Origin of the sequence: Kutzneria kofuensis (assembly GCF_014203355.1) — a bacterium.
In the GTDB taxonomy this organism is placed as follows: domain Bacteria; phylum Actinomycetota; class Actinomycetes; order Mycobacteriales; family Pseudonocardiaceae; genus Kutzneria; species Kutzneria kofuensis.
In genome coordinates this window covers 1,012,129-1,030,243 of the sequence record NZ_JACHIR010000001.1, presented here as the reverse complement: position 1 = coordinate 1,030,243, position 18,115 = coordinate 1,012,129, and the positions used below count along the sequence as shown (strand labels likewise).

Below are 18,115 nucleotides of genomic sequence, written 5' to 3'. Positions count from 1 at the left end.
GGTCTGGCCAGCCGTCAGGCGGTCACGGTCAGTGGTTGCTGACGACGGCTCCGGTCTTCGGGTCGAGGATCAGCTTCTTGTCGTTCGGGTGCTGCCAGAAGTTGAACATGTTCACCAGGCTGCCGGCGCGCTGGTCGAACGAGTGGTCGCCGATCTGGCCGGTCCGCCAGTTCTCCTCGATGAACCGCAGCACCGAGGTCTGGTCGGTCAGCGTGTGGTCGACGTGGTTGGTCTTGGCGTACGGCGACACCACCAGCAGCGGCAGGCGCGGGCCGTAGCCGCAGCGGTCGGCGTAACCACCGGACACCGGGGTGTGGCCGCACAGCACGGACTGGTCGAGCGCCGCGTCCTTGGAGCCGTTCACCACCGGCGGCTTGACGTGGTCGTACCAGCCGTCGGAGTCGTCGTAGGCCAGGATGACCGCGGTCGACGACCACTCCTTGGACTTCTGCAGCTGGTTGATCTCACGCACGATGAACTGCTGCTCGTCCAGCGGGTCCGAGTAGCCGGCGTGGCCGTCCTGGTACTCGCCGGCCTTCAGGAAGCTGACCGACGGCAGGTTGCCCGCCGCCAGCGCCGCGTCGAAGTCGGACGTGTCGTACTGGTGGTTGGCCTGGTCGGTGTGCCCGATGGCGCCGACCGACGACGGCGGCAGGTGCTTCGGGTTGGCCGTGGACTGGTAGTACATGAACGGCTCGTGGTGCGGGCTGTAGTCGTTCGACGAGTTGCCGCCGACGTTGGCGTGCTGCTGGCCGCAGACCGCCTTGCCGTTGGCGGTGCCGGTCGGCTTGAAGCCGCCCTGGAACCAGCCCCACGTGACGTGCTTGGCGTTGAGCAGGTCGCCGATGTTCTTGCCGTGCATGACGGCCAGGGCGTTGCTCGACTTGCCGTTGTTGTTGGAGCAGTCGTCGTAGAACGGGTCGGGGTCGTTGGTCATGGTGCCGATCCCGTTCTTGTCCGGGGACTGCACCGTGTACGCGTCGGTGGTGGGCTGGCCCGTCTTCGGGTCGTACGCCTGCACGCCGTGCGTGTTGCCGGAGATCAGGTTGATCGCGCCCGGCGTGGACGGGCCGTACACCGTGTCGAAGGAGTTGTCGCTCAGCGCGTAGTGCTGGGCGTAGTTCCACATCGCGGTGACGGTGTTGCCGTCGAAGTAGTCCATCACCAGGCCGGGCTCGCCGAACAGCACGGGCTGGCCGGTGCACTTGTCCGTCTCGGTGTTCTCGACGAACTTGTCCATCTTGCCGCCGTTGACGGCCTTCTGCTCCGGCCCGTAGCTGTGGTTCTGGTCGCAGGTCAGCGCCTGCGACGGGGCCAGCCGCTTCGGGTTGTACGCGTTCGGGTTGTTGGTCAGCAGCTGGTGGGACAGGCCGTTGACGTGCGGGGTGCCCGGGGCCGCCTGGAACGGCGTGCCGTCCGCGTTGGTGGCGTTCGGGTAGGTGCCGAAGTAATGGTCGAACGAGATGTTCTCGCCGAAGATCACCACCACGTGCTGGATCGGCGTGGTCGGGTGGACCAGCTGGTACGACTCGGCGGCGTTGGCCACCTGATTGGCGTCGCCGCCGCTGCACGCGGCCAGCAACAGCCCCGTCGCAGCCACGGCTGCCGTGGCCAGGACACGGCGTCTACGCATGCCTTTCCCTCCTGAATGACTCATGCGAGCAGCGACCGTCCGAAGTGGTCGCCGCTGTCCCGTACTCCGGGAAGCGCGAAGAAGTAACCGCCGCCGACCGGCCGGATGTAGTCGACGAGGGGCTCGTCGACCAGCCGGGTCTGCACGGCCTCGAACTGCCGGGCGATGTCCTGCTGGTATCCGCAGAACAGCAGCCCCATGTCCAGGTCGCCGACGGAGTCGGTGCCCTTGTCGTAGTTGTACGCGCGCCGCAGGAACTGGCTGGACGCGGTGTCGGGGGTGCGCGGGTTGGCCTTGCGGATGTGGCTGGTCAGCGGGATCGCCGTGCCGGTCGGGTCGGACGCGTAGTCCGGCACGTCGGTCTCGTCGGTGCCGTCCAGCGGCGCGCCCGAGTCCCGCCGGCGGCCGAACATGTTCTCCTGCTCGGTGATGTCGACCCGGTCCCAGAACTCGACCAGCATCCGGATCTGGCGCAGCACCTGATAGCTGCCGCCAACAGTCCACGCCGGCTCGCCGTTGCCCGGGCCGACCCACACCAGCTTGTCGAAGTCGGCCGGCGCCGGCTTGACGATGCCGTCCTTGAAGCCCATCAGGTTGCGCTGCGTCCCGGACGGCCGCGGCGGGTTCTGGAAACCGTCGACGCGCCAGCGCAGCTGCATCGCGCCGCGGGTGTGCCGGGCGATGTCGCGCAGCGCGTGCAGCACCGTGTCGGTCTCGCTCGCGCACAGCTGCAGGCTCAGATCCCCGTGGCACAGCGCGGGATCGAGGCTGTCGTTGGGGAACTCCTTCATCGCCGTCAGCTTCGCCGGCTTGCGGTCGGAGATGCCGTACCGGTCGTCGAACAGCGAGGCGCCGACGCCGACCGTGACGGTGAGGTCGTCGCCGGGCATGTCCGGGCCGAGCACGCCGGAGTCGGCCGGCGGCGCGGTGATGCCCAGCGGGGGCAGCGCCCCGCCCGCGGTGAGCAGCCGGGCCCGGTCGGTCAGCGTCCTCAACAGCTCGGTGAGCTCGCCCTTGTCGGCGGCGATCACGTCGAAGGACGCGAAGATCGCCTGCTTCTGCGGCGGGGTGTCGATGCCGGCCTGGTGCACGCCGTGGAAGGCGACGCCGGAGGGAGTCGACGCTGCGGAGGTGGCCGCGTCGGCGGACACCGACAGGCCGGTCACCGCCGCCGCGCCCGCGCCGACGAGCGCGCCGCGAAGGAAGGAACGGCGGCCGACGCCGGTCATGAGCCCCTCCGTACTTCGCAGATGACGGCGATCGGGGCGAGCTTCTCCAGCAGTTCGCCGACGGCGCCGTTGATCTGTTCCCGAGTGGTCCGGTCCAGCTGGCCGACCGGGGTGTTCTGGTGCGCCGTCAGCAGCGTGCGCGTCCGGTCCGACCACTTCCGCACGGCCGGCAGGTCCGGGTAGCGGGGCTTGAGCACCGGGTCCAGGATGGCCAGCACCTTGGCGGTGCCGTCCAGGTTGGCCAGCGCGGTGTTCAGCGACGTGCCGCTGCCCTGGTCGTTCTCGCCGGTCAGCTCGAACTGCAGGGCGTTCTCCATGATCTCGTGCGCTCGCAGCCCGAGATCGTTCGGATCCACCTGTTCGTTCGGCAGGTCGGCCTGCAGCCCGTGCACGTCGTCGGCGAGCTGGTCGGCGATCGGCTTCAGGTCGGCGGCGGAAGCGTTGTGCCACAGGCCCTTCTCCAGCGGGTGGAAGCCCGCGTCGGAGCCGTCGATCTTGTCCGCGAAGTCGCCGAACGCGCCGTAGGCCGCGCCGAGCGAGTTGTACGCCAGGTGCGCGGGCAGCCAGTCGGCGCGGGCGGCGTCCAGGTTGCCGGCGTCCACGTCGCCACGCAGCTTGTCCGTCTTGGCGGCGAGGTCGGCGACGCCGCCGGCGACCGCGGCCTCGTACTGCTTCACCAGCGGCAGCATGTCGTTCTTGGTGACGGGAACGGCCGCCGGGCCGCCCTTCGTGTCGCCCCGCAGCTGCACCGCCGGGCCGGTGATGGCGTCGGTGTCCTCGATCAGGCAACGGAACGCGTACTGGCCGGCCCCCAGCTGCACGTCCATCGGCGCGCTCGTGTTCGGGCCCAGACCCTCCACCTCGCCGTACACCTTGTTGCTGCCCAGCTCGACCAGGTCGACCTCGGCCGCCGCGTCGCCGGTGTTGTGCAGGGTGAACGTCTGCCGGCCGGTCTTCGGGTCGGCCCAGCCCTGGCCGCACTGGCTGCGGGACACGGTGATCTGCGGCGGGCCGCTGGCCGCGTCGGCCGGGGAGCCCTCCCAGGGCCGCCACACCGCCACCGCCACGACCGCTCCCACACCGACCAACGCGATCGCCGTCGGCAGGGGACGGGGAGTGCGCACGGGGGTCGCTCCTGGTGATCGGCGGTTCCTATCGTTGGGAATCCTAGGCGCGCTGACACACGAGTCCAGCACTGTTGGCCCGCTCGTCACTCAGTGTTCGTCCTAGTCGGACAGAATTCCTCATTGTGCCCTCGGATGGACGCACCACACATCGACTGTCAGTAACGGGTTCGGTACTGGACTGGGTGGTGCGGCCGGTCGTGACCGCCCCCGTGCCCGATTCGGATCTCGGTCTGGCCGCCACGGGATCGCCCTGGGGACCGGAAGGTCGATGGGTCCTCACGAACGGTCCGGACGTCACCCCGCTCAAGCGCCGCCTCTATCTCTCCCGACCGCTGCCGGTCGACCAGCCGCCGCCGGACGTCGTCGAAGGTCCGGAGTTTCGTCGCATTCACACCGGAGTGGATGGTTTGGTCGATTGGAGTGAATTCTGCTTCACGCCGACCTACCGCACGGCCGTCGCCGGCACCGCCTTCGAGGTCGACCAGGCCGAGTGGCGGACCCTGCGCGTCGCCAGCACGGGTCCCGTGTTGTTGCACGTCAACGGTGAACTACTGCTGCACGCCGACACCGTCACCTATATGGAGCCGGCCGAGCACGAGGTGCGGGTCTGGCTGCCGTCCGGGATCTCGCAGGTCGTGGTGACGTCCTGGCAGGTCGGCTTTCGCGAGTGCCGCCAGGTGGTGCGGCTGCGGGTCGGCGGGCTGCCGGTGCGGGTGGTCATACCCAGCCCCGGCGCGGACGAGCGGGCTTCGGCTCGGGCGGAGCGGATCCTGTCCGCCGTCGGCACGCCCACGTGGGGAACTGTCAACGGTGAAGTGGAGCTGACCGGTCCTCCGGGGGCCCGGCTTCGTGTCGGCAGTGAGGTCGTGACGTTGGTCGGCGGCCGCGCGACCGTGCGGCTGGGTGAGGACGCCGAGGGGGCCGTCGGGTCGGCGTCCATGCTGGCCAGCGGCGAGGTCGTGCTGCGGGTGTCGGTGGACGGTTCGCCGGTGTTCCGGGAGTTCCCGGTCGCGGTGCTGCCGTCGTCGTATCGGGCGGAACCCGTTGGGACGGCGGAACAGTGGCGGTCGGAGCTGCTCGACCACGTGCGGTCGACGACGCCGAGTGCGGCGACCGCCCTCGCCGACGGGCGGGTGCGCGGTGTCGCCATGGAGCGGTCGTTGTGGATGATCCGGAACCGGGCCGACTGCGCCGACTTCGAGGCGGTCGGACTGCTGACGTTGCTGCATCGGGTTGCTCCGGAGCACTGGGACCCGGGGCTGCGGGACGAGGTGCGGACGGCGCTGCTGGGTTTCAAGTACTGGATCGACCAGCCCGGCCTGGACGCGATGTGCTACTTCACCGAGAACCACCAGTTGGTCTGGCACACCGCGGAGCTGCTGGCCGGGGAACTGTTCCCGGACTCGGAGTTCGGCAACACCGGGTGGCAAGGCTCTGAACACGCGGCGCACGGTGGTGAGCTGGCGGCGGAGTGGATCAGGCGGCGGCTGGCCGGCGGGTTCAGCGAGTTCAACTCCAACGCGTACCTGGCGATCGACGCGCTGGCGCTGGTGTCCCTTGTGGAGTTCGCCACGGACTCCTCGCTGGTGGCGGACGCCCGGGAGCTGCTGGACCGGATCCTGACCGGGCTGGTTCGGACGTCATGGCGGGGCATCAACGGGGCCGCGCACGGCCGGTCGTACGTGAACACGGTGCGGTCGTCCCGGTTCGAGGAGACCGCGCCGATCCTGTGGCTCTGCTACGGCATGGGCGCGCTGAACGCGGCCGTGCTGCCCGCGACGGCGCTGGCCACCGCCTCGAAGTACCGGATTCCGCCGGCGCCGGCCACGGCGGAGTTGGTGCGACTGAGCTCGTCGGGGGAGTACCGGTTCGAGCACGACCTGCTGTCGCGGCCGTACCACTCGGACGTCGTGGTGTACAAGACGCCGGACGTGATGCTGTCCACTGTGGAGGATTACCGGTCCGGCCTGCCCGGATTGCAGGAACACGTCTGGGGTGCGACGCTCGGGCCGGAGACGCAGGTCTACGTCACGCACGCGCCGAACTCGTCGACCAGCTCGTCGGCCCGGCCCAACGCCTGGGCCGGCAACCGGATCCTGCCCCGGGCCAGGCAGTTCCGGGACGTCGTGCTGGCGCTGTACCGGATCCCGCCGGACGACCCCATGGGCTACACCCACGCCTGGTTCCCGTTGTCCACCCTGGATTCGTGGGAGCAGCGCGGGGTGTGGACGATCGGCCGCAAGGGCGGCGGGATCGTGGCCCTGGCCTGCGAGGACGGGGCCAGGATCGTGACCGTGGGCCCGGACGCCTACCAAGAGTTGCGGCCCAACGGCCTCGGCGCCGCGTGGGTGTGCGTGGTCGGCGACGAGTACCCGGCCGAGCCGGAATTCTGGGCGGGTGGCGTGACGTACCGGGAGCACTCGCTGGACTGGGAGGGGCCGTGACCGGACTCGACCCGAGCTCCGCCGAGCACGGCGCACCGCTGCTGCCGCCGGTGGACCCTTCGGTGTTGACAGTTGACGTACTCGCCGACACCGGGCGGCGGATTTCGGTCCGCGCCGTGGACATGGGCCTGCGCCGGTGGTTCTGGGGCGAAGGCGTCGTGCTGCTCGGCATGGTGCGCATGGCCGAGGCCGCCGGTGATCCCCTGCCGCCCTTCGTGATCGATTTCGTCGACGAGCACGTTGCTCGGGGCATCGAGCCCGACCACGTCAACTCCATCATTCCCGGTGCGGCCTGCGCGTGGCTGTACCGGGAGACGGGCGATCGCCGCTACGCCGACACGTGCCGGCAGCTGCTCGACTGGCTGGCCGAGCGGACCGGCCCGGGGCCGTTGGAGCACTGGCCCGGCGGTGTGTGGGCGGACACCGCGTTCATGGCCGGCGTGTTTCTCGTCCACTGCGCACGCGCGCTGGATCGGCCCGAACTCGTCGCCGAGGCCGCCCGACAGTGGCTGCTGCACGCCGACGTGCTCGGCGACCCGGCGAGCGGCCTGTTCGCGCACGGCTCGCACCGTGGCGAGACGATCTGGTGCTTCTGGGGACGGGCCAATGCCTGGCTCGCGCTCGCCGGCGTCGAAATACTCGAAGCCGACCCGAGCCTCGATCACGTCCGTGAACGCCTGGCCGTCCAGTTGACCGCGCTCGCCGCCACCCAACCCGCGCACGGCGTGTGGGACGTTCTGGTCGACGGGCATCCGGAAACGCGCGGAATCGTCGAGACCTCCGCCACAGCCGGCATCGCCGCCGCCCTGTTCCGGGCCGCCGCCCTGGGCATTTCCCCCGATCGTCTGCGGTCGGCCGGGTGGCGGGCCCTCGGCGGGCTGCACCCGTACGTGACGGAGGACGGCTCGGTCACCAGGACCAGCGCGGGAACCGTGTTACAACTGATTCCGTTCGGGTACTCCGTCATCCGTGACGACCGCGTTCAGCCATGGGGTCAGGGCCTCGGGCTGCTCGCCTACGCGGCCGCCCTGGTCACCCGCTCGTGTCGGGGATCCCGTTCGCTACGGTGAACCGACACGCGGCGCGCGGCGTGGTCCCCACCGGGAAACCTGGGCGTCAGCTGTCGAGATGCTGAAGGTCACCTGTCCGGCCCGGTCCCGAGGGGCGGCGGTGAATCCCCTGGTCGGAAGGGATGCGCGCGGATCATGGGCGAGCTGGTCGGGCCGTCGAAAGGTTATCGACAGCCAACGGGACACCCATCCTTAACCCACTCTCAGGTCGAGGTTGCAAGCTAGTCACCGATCACGAGTGGGACGAGGGAGGACACGCCCGATGAGCGTTCAGATGCTCCCCGCCGCGCCGCCGGCCAAGGCCACGGCAGCGGCGGGCAAGGGACACCTCAACCAGGTGGACCTGGTCCGAGTGCTGACCTTCGCCAGCGTGATCGCCGTGCACGTCATCACGTACACCAACGACGGCGCCAGCGTCACCGCCTACGGGGCGCTGACCCTGCTGCACTTCACCCGGTCCGTGTTCTTCTTCCTCACCGGGTTCGTCCTGGTCTACACGTACCGGAAGCGCCCGCTGGCCAGCGGCACCTTCTGGCGGCGCCGGATGTCGCTCGTCGGCATCCCGTACGTGCTCTGGACCGCGTTCTACTTCGGCGTCATCCAGCAGGTCGGCATGACCCCGCTGCCGCTGTCGGAGTTCCTGGACGACCTGTGGGGCTGCATCTACAAGGGAATCGGCTGGTACCACCTGTACTTCCTGCTGGTGTCCCTGCAGTTCTACATCCTGTTCCCGGCCGTGCTCGCCGTGCTCAAGGCCACCGTCCGGCACCACAAGAAGATCCTCATCGGGTCCCTCGTGCTGCAGGTCGGCATCGCCCTCGCGGAGACCTACCTGCCCGCGCCGTCCGACCCCGACTCGGTGCTCGGCCAGCTGTGGGCCAACGACGGCACCATCGTCTTCAGCTACCAGTTCTTCCTGCTGGCCGGCTGCGTCGCCGCGTTCCACTACGAGTCGTTCCAGGCGTGGATCACCGCGCACAGCAGGTTCATCTGGTGGGGCCTCGGCCTGTCCGCCGCCTTCGCCCTCACCTGGTACGGCGTCAACCTCGCGTACGGCCACACCCCCGGCGACGCCACCGGCGTGCTCCAGCCCGAGATGCTGCCCTGGTACGGCTTCGTCGTGCTGGCCCTGTACCTGATCGGCTCCCGCTGGGCCGCCCGGCAGCAGACCGGCTCCCGCTGGCAGCGCATCATCGCCGCCGCCTCCCAGCGCTCGTTCGGCGTGTTCCTCGTGCACCCGGCGATGCTGTGGGTGTTCCTCAACGAGTTCGACATGTGGTTCCCCAACCACCTCCCCCAGGGCCTGCCCCTCACCCTCTCGGCCTACGTCTTCGCCGTGGTCACGTCCCTGGTGTTCGTGGAGATCGTGATCCGGACACCGCTGGCCAAGGTCCTCATCGGCCGGGCCCGGATCCCCTTCACCAAGCCCGCCCCGGCCAAGCCCGAACCCCAACCCGCCGCCGCATAACCCCCGCTCGCCGGGGTGGGCGGTTGCGGCAGCGCAGCGTCAACTGGCAACGGCCGACCCTTCCGGCGGCCCGTGATCAGTCCCTAACGTCAACGGCATGCGAGGGGTGATCCTGGCGACGGCGCTGGTCATGACGGTTGCGGGGGCGCCGGCGGTGGCGGCGCCGCAGGCGGCGGCGGAGGTGTCGGGGACACCGACGCAGTCGGTGCAGGGCTTCGGCGCCTCGGGGGCCTGGTGGGTGAACGACCTGGCCAACTTCGCCCCGGCGGTCAGGCAGCGGGTGGGTGACCTGCTGTTCGGGCCGGAGGGACTGGACCTCAGTGTCTACCGCTACAACGTGGGCGGCGGCGGGGTCGGCGTGACGAACCCGCCGCGGGCGCCGCAGACGCCGTTGGTCAGCCCAGGGGTCTACGACTGGTCGAAGGATCCGGGCGGCACGGCGTTCGTGCAGCAGGCGGCGCAGCACGGGGTGCCGGACCTGCAGGCGTTCGTGAACAGCGCCCCTGCCGTGTGGACGACCAACGGCAAGAGCTGCGGCGGCTCCCTGAAGAGTGGCAGCGAGGCGGCGTACGGCCAGTTCCTCGCCGACGTCGTCACCCACTTCCACCAGCAGGGCGTGACGTTCTCGCAGGTCAGCCCCATGAACGAGCCGGACAACAGCTTCGGCGACTGCGGCCAGGAGGGCATGTCGGTCGGCACGGGCCAGCGCGGCGCGATCGTGCGGGCGGTCGGGGCGGCGCTGGCCAACGCGGGCTCGCCGGCCCAGGTCCTGGCCGACGAGACGAGCTGGGCGCTGCAGGACATCTTCGAGCTGCCGGCCTGGGCCGGCGACGCGAACACCCAGCGCTACCTGGTCGCGCTGGCGCACCACACGTACGACTTCCCGACCAACGCCACCCTGAACACGCTGCGCTCCAGCGCCAAGAACTACGGCAAACCGTTGTGGGCCACGGAGATCTGCTGCTCCAACGGCGGCGGCTACGGCCAGGGCTACGACCCGACGATCGACGGCGGCCTGCGCATGGCCGACCTGATCCACCAGGACCTGACCGAGGCCAACGACGCCCAGTTCGACTGGTGGACGGCGCTGTCGCCGGTGCTTGGCTGCGACCCGGTCGCCGCGCCGAGCTGCCCGACCACCAGGAACGGCCAGGGCTGGAACGACGGCCTGATCTACTACGACCCGAACTACGCCAGCAACGGCAACCAGAACCTCTATGTCACCAAACGGTTCTGGGCGCTGGCCAACTTCAGCCGGTTCGTCCGCCCCAACGCCGTGAGGTTCCCGATCACGGGCATGCCGTCGGGCGTGTGGCCGGTGGCGTTCGAGTCCGGCGGCACGTGGACGGTCGTGGCGATCAACGACAACACCGCCGCCACCACGTTCCCGCTGCACTTCGGCGCGACGAACGGCCAGCTCACGGCCACCGGCGCCTACCGGACGAGTGCCACCGAGGACCTCGCTAGCGTGGGTCTTCCCACGGTCAGTGGCAGCACGGCCACCGCGACGCTACCGGCCCGCAGCATCACGACGTTCACCTTCAGCCAGCCGACAACCGTTGTCCCGGGCCACAACTACGTGATCCAGGCGGCCAACTCGGGCTCCGCCGCCGACGTCGCCGGGGCGTCCACTTCGGACGGCGCCGCCGTGATCCAGTACCACACCACCGGCGACCCCAACCAGCGCTGGACCGTGCAGGCCAACGGCACGATCACCTCCGTCCAGAGCGGAAAGTGCCTGGATGCCACGACAACCGCCATGGTGCAACGCGGCTGCAACGGCTCCGCCGCCCAGCAGTGGACCATCGCCAACGGCACGATCTCCAACCAGAACAGGGGATTGTCGGCAACGTCCACAGCGGACGGTGTGCAGCTGACGGTCGGCTCCGGCCAGCAGTGGACGCTCGACGCTACTGGGTGATGATCGTCGTCTTGTTCATGGCCAGCAACGTGTTGGTGTGCGAGTCGATGACGAGTTGCAACGACATCGGCCCGCTGTTGGCGACGAACAACGCCCCCGGCCGCCCGGTGTAGTCCTGGCTCTGCGGATCGAGCAGGCCGACGTCCGGCAGGTGCAGCAGCGCCTTCACGGCCACGGCCCGCATGTCGTCGCTCAGTCCCGGCTTGGTGAGCAGGTCGGCCAGCACTTGCTCGGGCCGCTGCCCGGCGCCGTCGGCGACCTGGTTGGCGACCAGGGTCAGCCCCTCCGGGGTGTGCGGCAGGGTCGCCACGAGGGTGCGCTGGTCGGCGACGAGCACGTCCGGCGACATCAGGGCGAACTCCTTGGGCATGCCGGGCTTGTCCAGCGCGATCGGCGGCTGCATGTCGGTGTACGTCTGGTCGAACGCCGGCGACTTCAGCCGCACGGTGTGGTGGACGTCGTCGATCCACACCTCGTCGGTCCACGCCGCGGTCGTGCCGATGTGCGGGCCGATCCAGCGCAGATGCCGAATCGCCGACGGCGCGCTGGCCGCCTGCACGTGCGTCGCCAGGGGGCCGTCCGTCGGCGCCGGCGGTCGGACGACTGTCAGCACGAGCAGGGTCGCCGCCACGGCGCCCGTCCCCGCCGCGGGCAGCCACCGGCGTCGACGCTTCACGGGCTCGACCTGGCGCAGACCTTCCAGCAACCGCTGCTCGAACGGGGTCAGGTCGGGCATGACGACCCCTCCTCGACGAGGGGCACCAGCTTGCGCCGCGCCCGGGCCAGCCGCATTCGCGCCGCCGACGCGGTGATGCCGAGCACCTCCGCCGCCTCGGCCGGCGTCAGCTCGTCCAGGCTGACCAGCAGGAACAGCTCCCGCTCGGCGGGCGGTAGGTCGTCGAGGCCGGCCAGCACGGCGGTCGCGGCGTTGGCGGCGTCCACGCGTGCCTCCAGTTCGGCGAAGTCGTCGGCGGCCAGTGTGCGATGACCGTAGACGCGTTGCAACGCCCGGTACTCCGCGCCGCGTCGCCGGCCACGGGAGGCGATCAGGTTGGCGGTGATGCCGAACAGCCAGGCCCGGGGCGTGCCGCGGGATCGGTCGTAGCCGCCGGGCCGCTCCAGCACGGCGAGGAACACCGCCGCCACCACGTCGGCGGCCTCGTTGGGATCGCCGAGCCGGCGTGCGGCGTACCCGAGCAGCGCGTGCACGTGCTCCCGGTACAGCGATTCCATGTCCTCCACTCCGTTCTCGACGAGCGAGTGGCGGAAGAAGTTGCGCGGCGGGAGACTCATGCCAATCCCCAGTGACGCCGTCCGTTCGCCCAAGGGGTCCGTGTTCATGTCGAAAACCGCGAAAGTGCTGGTCGCAGGCTCTGTCGTGCTGTTGGCCGCGGCCTGCGGCCAGGCGCGGTCCGCGCCCGTGCCGGCGGCGCACGCTGTGACGTCGACCACAGCGACGACCACCACGACGCCGAAGCCCGCCCCGCCGACCACGGCCGAGGCGCAGCAGATGCTGAACACGCTCGGCTACCAGGCGCGGCAGGCCAACGGCGAGCTCGACGACGAGACGAAGCACGCCATCGTGGCGTTCCAGAAGGTGCAGGGGCTCCCTCGCACCGGCGTGGTCGACGACGCGACCGCCGCCGCGCTGCGCTCGCCCAGGACGATCACGCCGCAGCACGACACTCCCGGGACGCACCTCGAGGTCGACATCGCCCACCAGGTCGGCTACCTGGTCACCGACGGCAAGGTGGGCAAGATCTACGACGTGTCCACCGGCGACGGCACCGGCAACCGGATCACCCCGCTCGGCGACATGCACGTGGTGAACCAGATCGACTTCTGGGAGTACGCGCCGCTGGGCAGGCTCTACCGCCCCAGCTACATCAACTACGACGGCATCGCGGTGCACGGCGGCGAGCCGGTGGAGCCGGTGCCGTCCAGCAACGGCTGCGTGCGCATGACCAACCCGTCCATCGACGACCTGTTCCCGATCATGCACGTCGGCTTCGAGGTGCTGGTCTTCTGACGCGGCCCCACCACGGCCGGAACTTCCCCCGATGCATTGCGGACAATTTAAGTGTGCGCTAGGCTCTCGGTGCAACCACCACTGAGGGAGGCACCACAATGCCCAGTCGCGACGCCACCACCCACTGGGAAGGCGGACTGCAGAACGGCAAGGGGACCGTCACGTTCGACTCCTCGAACGCCGGTCAGTTCGACGTGTCGTTCCCGACGCGCACCGGCAACCCGGACGGCCAGACCTCGCCGGAGGAGCTGATCGCCGCGGCGCACAGCTCCTGCCTGGCCATGAACCTGTCCGGCGTGCTCGGCGCGGCCGGCGTCACCGCGGACTCGATCGACGTCAGCGCCGAGGTGACGCTGGGTCCGGACCCGGCCGGCGGCTTCGCGCTGACCGGAATCGCGATCACGGTCAACGCCAAGGTGCCCGGCCTGGACGCGGCCAAGTTCGCCGAGCTGGCCCAGACCGCCAAGGACACCTGCCCGGTCAGCAAGGCGCTGACCGGCACCACGATCACGCTGGACGCGACGCTGGTGTGACCGCGAAGGCTTCCCACAGCCGCGCGTAGTGGTCGCTGTCGGCGAGCAGTTGCTCGTGCGTGCCGACGGCGACCACGCGCCCGGCGTCCATCACCACGATCCGGTCGGCGCTGCGTGCGGTCTGCAGGCGGTGCGCGACCAGGATCGTGGTGCGCCGCCGCGCCAGCGTGGACATCGCGGCGGAGACCACGGATTCCGTGGCCAGGTCGAGGTTCGCGGTAGCCTCGTCCAGCAACAGCAGCGCCGGGTCGACGAGCTGGGCGCGGGCCAGGCACAGCAGCTGCCGCTGCCCGGCCGACAGCGAACCACCCCGCTCGCCGATCTCGTGCAGGTAGCCGCCCGGCAGCTTGGCCACGAACTCGTGCGCGCCGATCGCCCGCGCCGCCGCCTCGACCTCCGCGTCGGTGGCGTCCGGCCGGCCGTAGGCGATGTTGTCCCGGATCGTGCCGGGGAACAGGAACGCCTCCTGCGGCACGTAGCCCAGCTGCCGCCGGAACTCCTGCGGATCCAGCTTCCGCAGGTCAACGCCGTCGATCGTGCACGATCCGCGGTCGGGGTCGTAGAACCGGGCCAGCATCTTGACCACAGTGGACTTGCCGGCGCCCGTCTCGCCGATCAGCGCGACCGTTTCCCCCGGCTCCACAACGAGATCCACGCCCCGTAGCACGTCGGTGTCCATGCCCGGATAGCGGAACCACAGATCCGCCAGGACGATCCGCCCGGTCAGCCGGCCGGGGTGGATCGGCTCCGCGGCGGTCGGCGTGAGATCCGGCTCGGCCAGCAGGTCGTTGATCCGGGTCATCGACACCCGCGCCTGCTGCCAGTCGTCGAACACGCCCGACAGCTGCTGGATGGGGGAGAAGAACAGGCCGAGGTAGAGCACGAACGCGATCAGCTCGCCGGCCGTCAGTTCGTTGCGGGCGATGAGGAAGTAGCCCGCGCCCAGCACCAGCGCCGCGCCGAGGTCGGACAGGAACTCCAGGAACGGGAAGTAGGCCGAGATGAGCCGCTGTGACTTCATCCGGGCGTCCAGGTAGCCCCGGGTGAGCCGCTTGAACTCGCTGTGCCGGCGGTTCTGCTGGCCGAACGCCTGCGACTCCCGCACCCCGGCCAGGGTTTCCTGCAGGCCGGCGTTGACGTCGGAGATCTTCTCCCGCGCCTGCACGTAGCTGCTCCTGGACAACCGCCGGAACAGCGTCGTGGCCAGCACGAACGGAATCAGGACCAGCGCCGCGACCCCGGTGAGCTCGATGTTCATCACGGCCATCGCCACCAGCACGCCGGTGAACGTGAGCACGTTGGCCGCGGCCTGCAGCAAACCGTTCTGCAGCAGCGAGGAGAACGAGTCGGTGTCGGTGGTCATGCGGGTCATGACCTGGCCGACCATCTCCCGGTCGTAGAACGAGACCGGCAGCCGGAGCAGCCGCTTGAAGACACGGACCTTCAACGCCATCAGCAGCCGCTCGCCGGTGCGGCCGTTGACCAGCGTCATCGCCACCGACACCGCGAGATCGCCCAGCACCACCGCGAGGAAGATCCCGGCCGACAGCAGCAGCGCGCCGCCCGAGCCGCTGAGCACGCCGTTGTCGATGCCCTCCCGGGAGAAGTACGGGCCGGCGGCCGTCGCGACGGCGTCCAGCAACACCAGGAACAGGCCCAGTCCGAGCGCCGTGCGGTGCCGCCAGACGAAGCGGCGGAAGGAGAAGCGCGGCTCGTCGTCGCCGGCGGTGTCGATCTCGGCGCGGTCCTTGGCCGGCGGCAGTGCAGCCAGGCCGGCGGCCATCTCGGACGGCGTCTCCATGATCGCCAGCTGCTTGCGCTTGCCGCTTTCGGCCTGCCAGGCCGCCGAGGTGACGCCTTCGGTGACCTCGACGTCGATGTCCTCGTCGGTGCCGGCGAGCAGCCCCCGATACAGCGGACTGGCTGCCATCAGCTCCTCGTGGCTGCCCTGCGCGACAACACGTCCCTTGTCCACCACGACAATCCGGCTGGCCAGGTGGAGGGTGGAGCGGCGGTGCGCGATGAGCAGTGTGGTGCGGTCGACCATCACGCGGCGCAGCGTGGCGTGAATGCCCTCCTCGATCCGGGCGTCCACGGCGCTCGTGGCGTCGTCCAGCACCAAGATCCTCGGGTCCGTCAGCAAGGCCCGGGCCAGTGCGATTCGCTGCCGCTGGCCGCCGGACAACGTCAGCCCGCGCTCGCCGACCTGCGTCTGGTAGCCCTGCGGCAACGCCGAGATGAACTCGTGCGCCTCGGCGGCCCGCGCCGCCGCCTCGATCTCCTCGTCGGTGGCGTCCGGCCGGCCGTAGCCGATGTTCGCCCGAACTGTGTCGGAGAACAGGAAGCTCTCCTCGAACACCATGCCGACCTGGCTGCGTAAGGAATCCACGGTCACGTCGCGGACGTCGAGGCCGTCGATCTTGATGCTGCCGGCCTGCACGTCGTGGAACCGCGCCAGCAGCATGGCCACAGTGGACTTCCCGGAGCCGGAAGTGCCCACCAGGGCAACGGTTTCGCCCGGCGACACGCGCAGAGTGAAGCCGTCGAGCACCGGTTCCGAGCTCAGGTAGCCGAACTTGGCGTCCGTGATGGCGATGTCGCCGCGGACCGGCGGCAGCGGCTCGGCCTCCGGCTTGTCCGTGACCGCCGGCACCGAGTCCAGCAGGTCGAAGATCCGCCGCGCGGAGATGCCGGCCCGCTGCGTCGCGCTGATCATCGCCGCGAACATCTGCGCCGGTCCGATCACCTGCGCCAGGTACGTGGCGAACGCCAGGAAGGTGCCGACGGTGATGTTGCCGTGCAGCGCCAGCCAGCCGCCCAGCGCCAGCAGCAGCACCTGCCCGATCGCCGGGATCGCCTGCAGCAGCGGCTGGTACCTGGCGATCAGCCGGACCGACCGGATGCGGGCGCCGTAGAGCTTCTGGCTGGCCTCGACGAACCGGTCCAGCTCGTGGTCCTCCTGGCCGAATGCCTTGACCACACGGATGCCGGACACGGTCTGGGTGACCGTCTGCGTAACCTCGGCGGAGCGCTGCTGACTGTCCCAAGTGGCCGGTCGCACCTGCCGGCGCATCCGGTAGACGACGATCACCAGCGCCGGCACCACGAGCGCGCTGATCAGCGCGAGCAGCGGCGACAGCACGATCATCACCACCAGCGACACCACGATCAGCAACACGTTGCTGCTCAGCGCCGGCAGGTACGACAGCACGCGGACCATCACGCCGGCGTCCGTCGAGATACGGGACACCAGCTGGCCGGTCGGCATCGCCTGGTGGCTGCCGATGTCCAGTCGCTGCAACTGTTCGTGCACCGCATTGCGGATCTGGTACTGGACCTCCAGCACCACCTTCGCCGCCCGATAGCGGCGAATCCGGGACGCCACGAAGGTCAGCACGCCGACGCCGACCAGCGCGCCGAGCCACGGTAACAGGGCGGAGCGGTGCGTCAGGATGACGTCGTCGACGATGTGCCGCTCCAGCAGCGGCGTGACCGCGGCCAGCCCGGCGCCGGCGAGCGCGGCCGCGAACGTCAGGACCATGCTGCGGCGCTGGATCTTCAGGAACGGCAGCAGGCGGCGGATCCAGTTGTCAGTCATCGGCCAGCCGATCCATCAGCTCGGCCGCGTCCGCCAGCAACTGGCGCTCGGCCGGCGTGAGGTGGATGTCCATCGCCTTGGCCAGCCAGCGCTCCCGGGCCTGCATGTCCTCGGACAGCGCGGCCAGGCCCGCCTCGGTGATGCCGATGACCGCCTGCCTGCGGTCCAGCTCGTCCGGTCGGCGCACGATCAGGCCGTCCGCCTCCAGCGCGGCCAGCGTCCTGGTCAGCGACTGGGGCTGAACCCGCTCCAGGTCGGCGAGATCGCCCGCGGACATCCGGCCGTTGCGCCAGAGCTGGGCCAGCACGCTGATCTTGGTCGGCGCCAGGGCGTCCGCCGGCCGCTCCGCGCGCAGCCGGCGGGACAGCCGGACCACGCCGGACCGGATCCGGCGGACGTTCTCGTCACGATGCACATTAGTACGCTACTGCGTACTATCGCGGCGGCGCCACCGGTTTGCCGGCCCGGAACTTGAAGGCCCCCTCGCCGAGCGTGACTTCCACGTCCTCGAAGCCGGCCCGGCGCAACCGCTCCGGCAGTTCCTCCGGGTCGACGATGTTCATCGTGTCACCGATGTGCAGCAGCCGGAACCGAAAACTCAGCCGGCTGTCGCTGCCGGCGAACACGCCGCCCGGCTTCAGCACCCGGAACGCCTCGGCGAAGATCCCGTCCTGCATCTCCCGCGTGGGCACGTGATGCAGCATCGTGAAGCAGACGACCGAGCTGAACTCGTTGTCCGTCAACGACATCCGGCTGCCGTCGCCGTGCAGGACCGTCGCCTTGCCGGTGAATTCCCGTTGCAGGTCCAGCGCGGACTTCTCGTCCACCTCGACGGCAGTCACGTTCGGCGCCATGTCCACCAGGACCCGGGTGGTCGCGCCGTAGCCGGGGCCGATCTCCAGCAGGTCGTCGCCGAGCTCGACCCCTCGCAGCGACCACGGCAGCTTGTGCTCGCGGACCTGTCGGGCCCAGTCCTCCGACGAGCAGATCCTCCGGTGCAGCAGATTCATCGGCATGTCTCGACGGTAGGACCGGTGGCCGCTGTCCGCTACCGAGTAGAGTG

Annotated in this window: 14 protein-coding genes; 6 read left to right on the top strand and 8 right to left on the bottom strand. The window is 69.9% G+C overall.

What is annotated here, in order from left to right:
- Nucleotides 1–28: 28 nt before the first annotated feature.
- The 3 genes from BJ998_RS04670 to BJ998_RS04660 are packed head-to-tail and all read right to left on the bottom strand — an operon-like array spanning nt 29 to nt 3,986.
- Nucleotides 29–1,633, bottom strand: coding sequence for a phospholipase C (locus BJ998_RS04670; RefSeq protein ID WP_246488518.1), 1,605 nt, complete (start codon nt 1,631–1,633; stop codon nt 29–31).
- A 20-nt stretch (nt 1,634–1,653) separates the two neighbouring features.
- Nucleotides 1,654–2,862, bottom strand: coding sequence for an iron uptake transporter deferrochelatase/peroxidase subunit (gene efeB, locus BJ998_RS04665; RefSeq protein WP_184858793.1), 1,209 nt, complete (start codon nt 2,860–2,862; stop codon nt 1,654–1,656).
- Complete coding sequence (locus BJ998_RS04660) at nt 2,859–3,986, bottom strand: EfeM/EfeO family lipoprotein (protein ID WP_184858791.1); 1,128 nt, start codon at nt 3,984–3,986, stop codon at nt 2,859–2,861. The genes efeB and BJ998_RS04660 overlap by 4 nt, the downstream gene beginning before the upstream one ends.
- A gap of 200 nt (nt 3,987–4,186) precedes the next feature.
- Between BJ998_RS04660 and BJ998_RS04655 the strand changes: the two genes are divergently transcribed.
- The 4 genes from BJ998_RS04655 (at nt 4,187) to BJ998_RS04640 (ending at nt 10,892) form a co-directional block, all read left to right on the top strand.
- Nucleotides 4,187–6,433, top strand: a complete 2,247-nt coding sequence (locus BJ998_RS04655; protein ID WP_184858789.1) for a hypothetical protein — start codon at nt 4,187–4,189, stop codon at nt 6,431–6,433.
- Nucleotides 6,430–7,503, top strand: a complete 1,074-nt coding sequence (locus BJ998_RS04650) for a glycoside hydrolase family 88 protein (RefSeq protein WP_184858786.1) — start codon at nt 6,430–6,432, stop codon at nt 7,501–7,503. The genes BJ998_RS04655 and BJ998_RS04650 overlap by 4 nt, the downstream gene beginning before the upstream one ends.
- 262 nt (nt 7,504–7,765) lie before the next feature.
- The gene (locus BJ998_RS04645) at nt 7,766–8,971 is read left to right on the top strand and encodes an acyltransferase (RefSeq protein ID WP_184858784.1); all 1,206 of its coding nucleotides are present in this window, start codon (nt 7,766–7,768) and stop codon (nt 8,969–8,971) included.
- Nucleotides 8,972–9,068: 97 nt separating this feature from the next.
- The gene (locus tag BJ998_RS04640; RefSeq protein ID WP_184858782.1) at nt 9,069–10,892 is read left to right on the top strand and encodes a glycoside hydrolase; all 1,824 of its coding nucleotides are present in this window, start codon (nt 9,069–9,071) and stop codon (nt 10,890–10,892) included.
- Here BJ998_RS04640 and BJ998_RS04635 read toward each other — a convergent pair.
- Both BJ998_RS04635 and BJ998_RS04630 read right to left on the bottom strand, forming a co-directional pair.
- A complete protein-coding gene (locus tag BJ998_RS04635) occupies nt 10,882–11,628 on the bottom strand; it encodes a hypothetical protein (RefSeq protein WP_184858780.1) in 747 nt (248 codons plus the stop codon). The two genes, BJ998_RS04640 and BJ998_RS04635, sit on opposite strands and share 11 nt — an antisense overlap.
- Nucleotides 11,616–12,185 carry an RNA polymerase sigma factor gene (locus BJ998_RS04630; RefSeq protein WP_184858778.1) on the bottom strand — a complete coding sequence of 190 codons (570 nt, stop codon included), beginning with the start codon at nt 12,183–12,185 and terminating at the stop codon, nt 11,616–11,618. Before BJ998_RS04630 ends, BJ998_RS04635 begins: the two co-directional genes overlap by 13 nt.
- A gap of 46 nt (nt 12,186–12,231) precedes the next feature.
- On the opposite strand from BJ998_RS04630, the gene BJ998_RS04625 reads away from it, so the two are divergent.
- Both BJ998_RS04625 and BJ998_RS04620 read left to right on the top strand, forming a co-directional pair.
- Nucleotides 12,232–12,921: a L,D-transpeptidase family protein gene (locus BJ998_RS04625; RefSeq protein WP_184858776.1), complete on the top strand. Its 690-nt coding sequence runs from the start codon at nt 12,232–12,234 to the stop codon at nt 12,919–12,921.
- 98 nt (nt 12,922–13,019) lie between these two features.
- Nucleotides 13,020–13,454: an OsmC family protein gene (locus BJ998_RS04620; protein ID WP_184858775.1), complete on the top strand. Its 435-nt coding sequence runs from the start codon at nt 13,020–13,022 to the stop codon at nt 13,452–13,454.
- Here BJ998_RS04620 and BJ998_RS04615 read toward each other — a convergent pair.
- From BJ998_RS04615 to BJ998_RS04605, 3 genes are read right to left on the bottom strand one after another with little or no spacing between them, the layout of a single operon-like run.
- Nucleotides 13,429–17,052 carry an ABC transporter ATP-binding protein gene (locus BJ998_RS04615; protein ID WP_184858772.1) on the bottom strand — a complete coding sequence of 1,208 codons (3,624 nt, stop codon included), beginning with the start codon at nt 17,050–17,052 and terminating at the stop codon, nt 13,429–13,431. The two genes, BJ998_RS04620 and BJ998_RS04615, sit on opposite strands and share 26 nt — an antisense overlap.
- Nucleotides 17,045–17,467: a MarR family winged helix-turn-helix transcriptional regulator gene (locus BJ998_RS04610; RefSeq protein WP_184858770.1), complete on the bottom strand. Its 423-nt coding sequence runs from the start codon at nt 17,465–17,467 to the stop codon at nt 17,045–17,047. Before BJ998_RS04610 ends, BJ998_RS04615 begins: the two co-directional genes overlap by 8 nt.
- 19 nt (nt 17,468–17,486) lie before the next feature.
- The gene (locus BJ998_RS04605) at nt 17,487–18,068 is read right to left on the bottom strand and encodes a class I SAM-dependent methyltransferase (protein WP_184858767.1); all 582 of its coding nucleotides are present in this window, start codon (nt 18,066–18,068) and stop codon (nt 17,487–17,489) included.
- Nucleotides 18,069–18,115 lie beyond the last annotated feature (47 nt).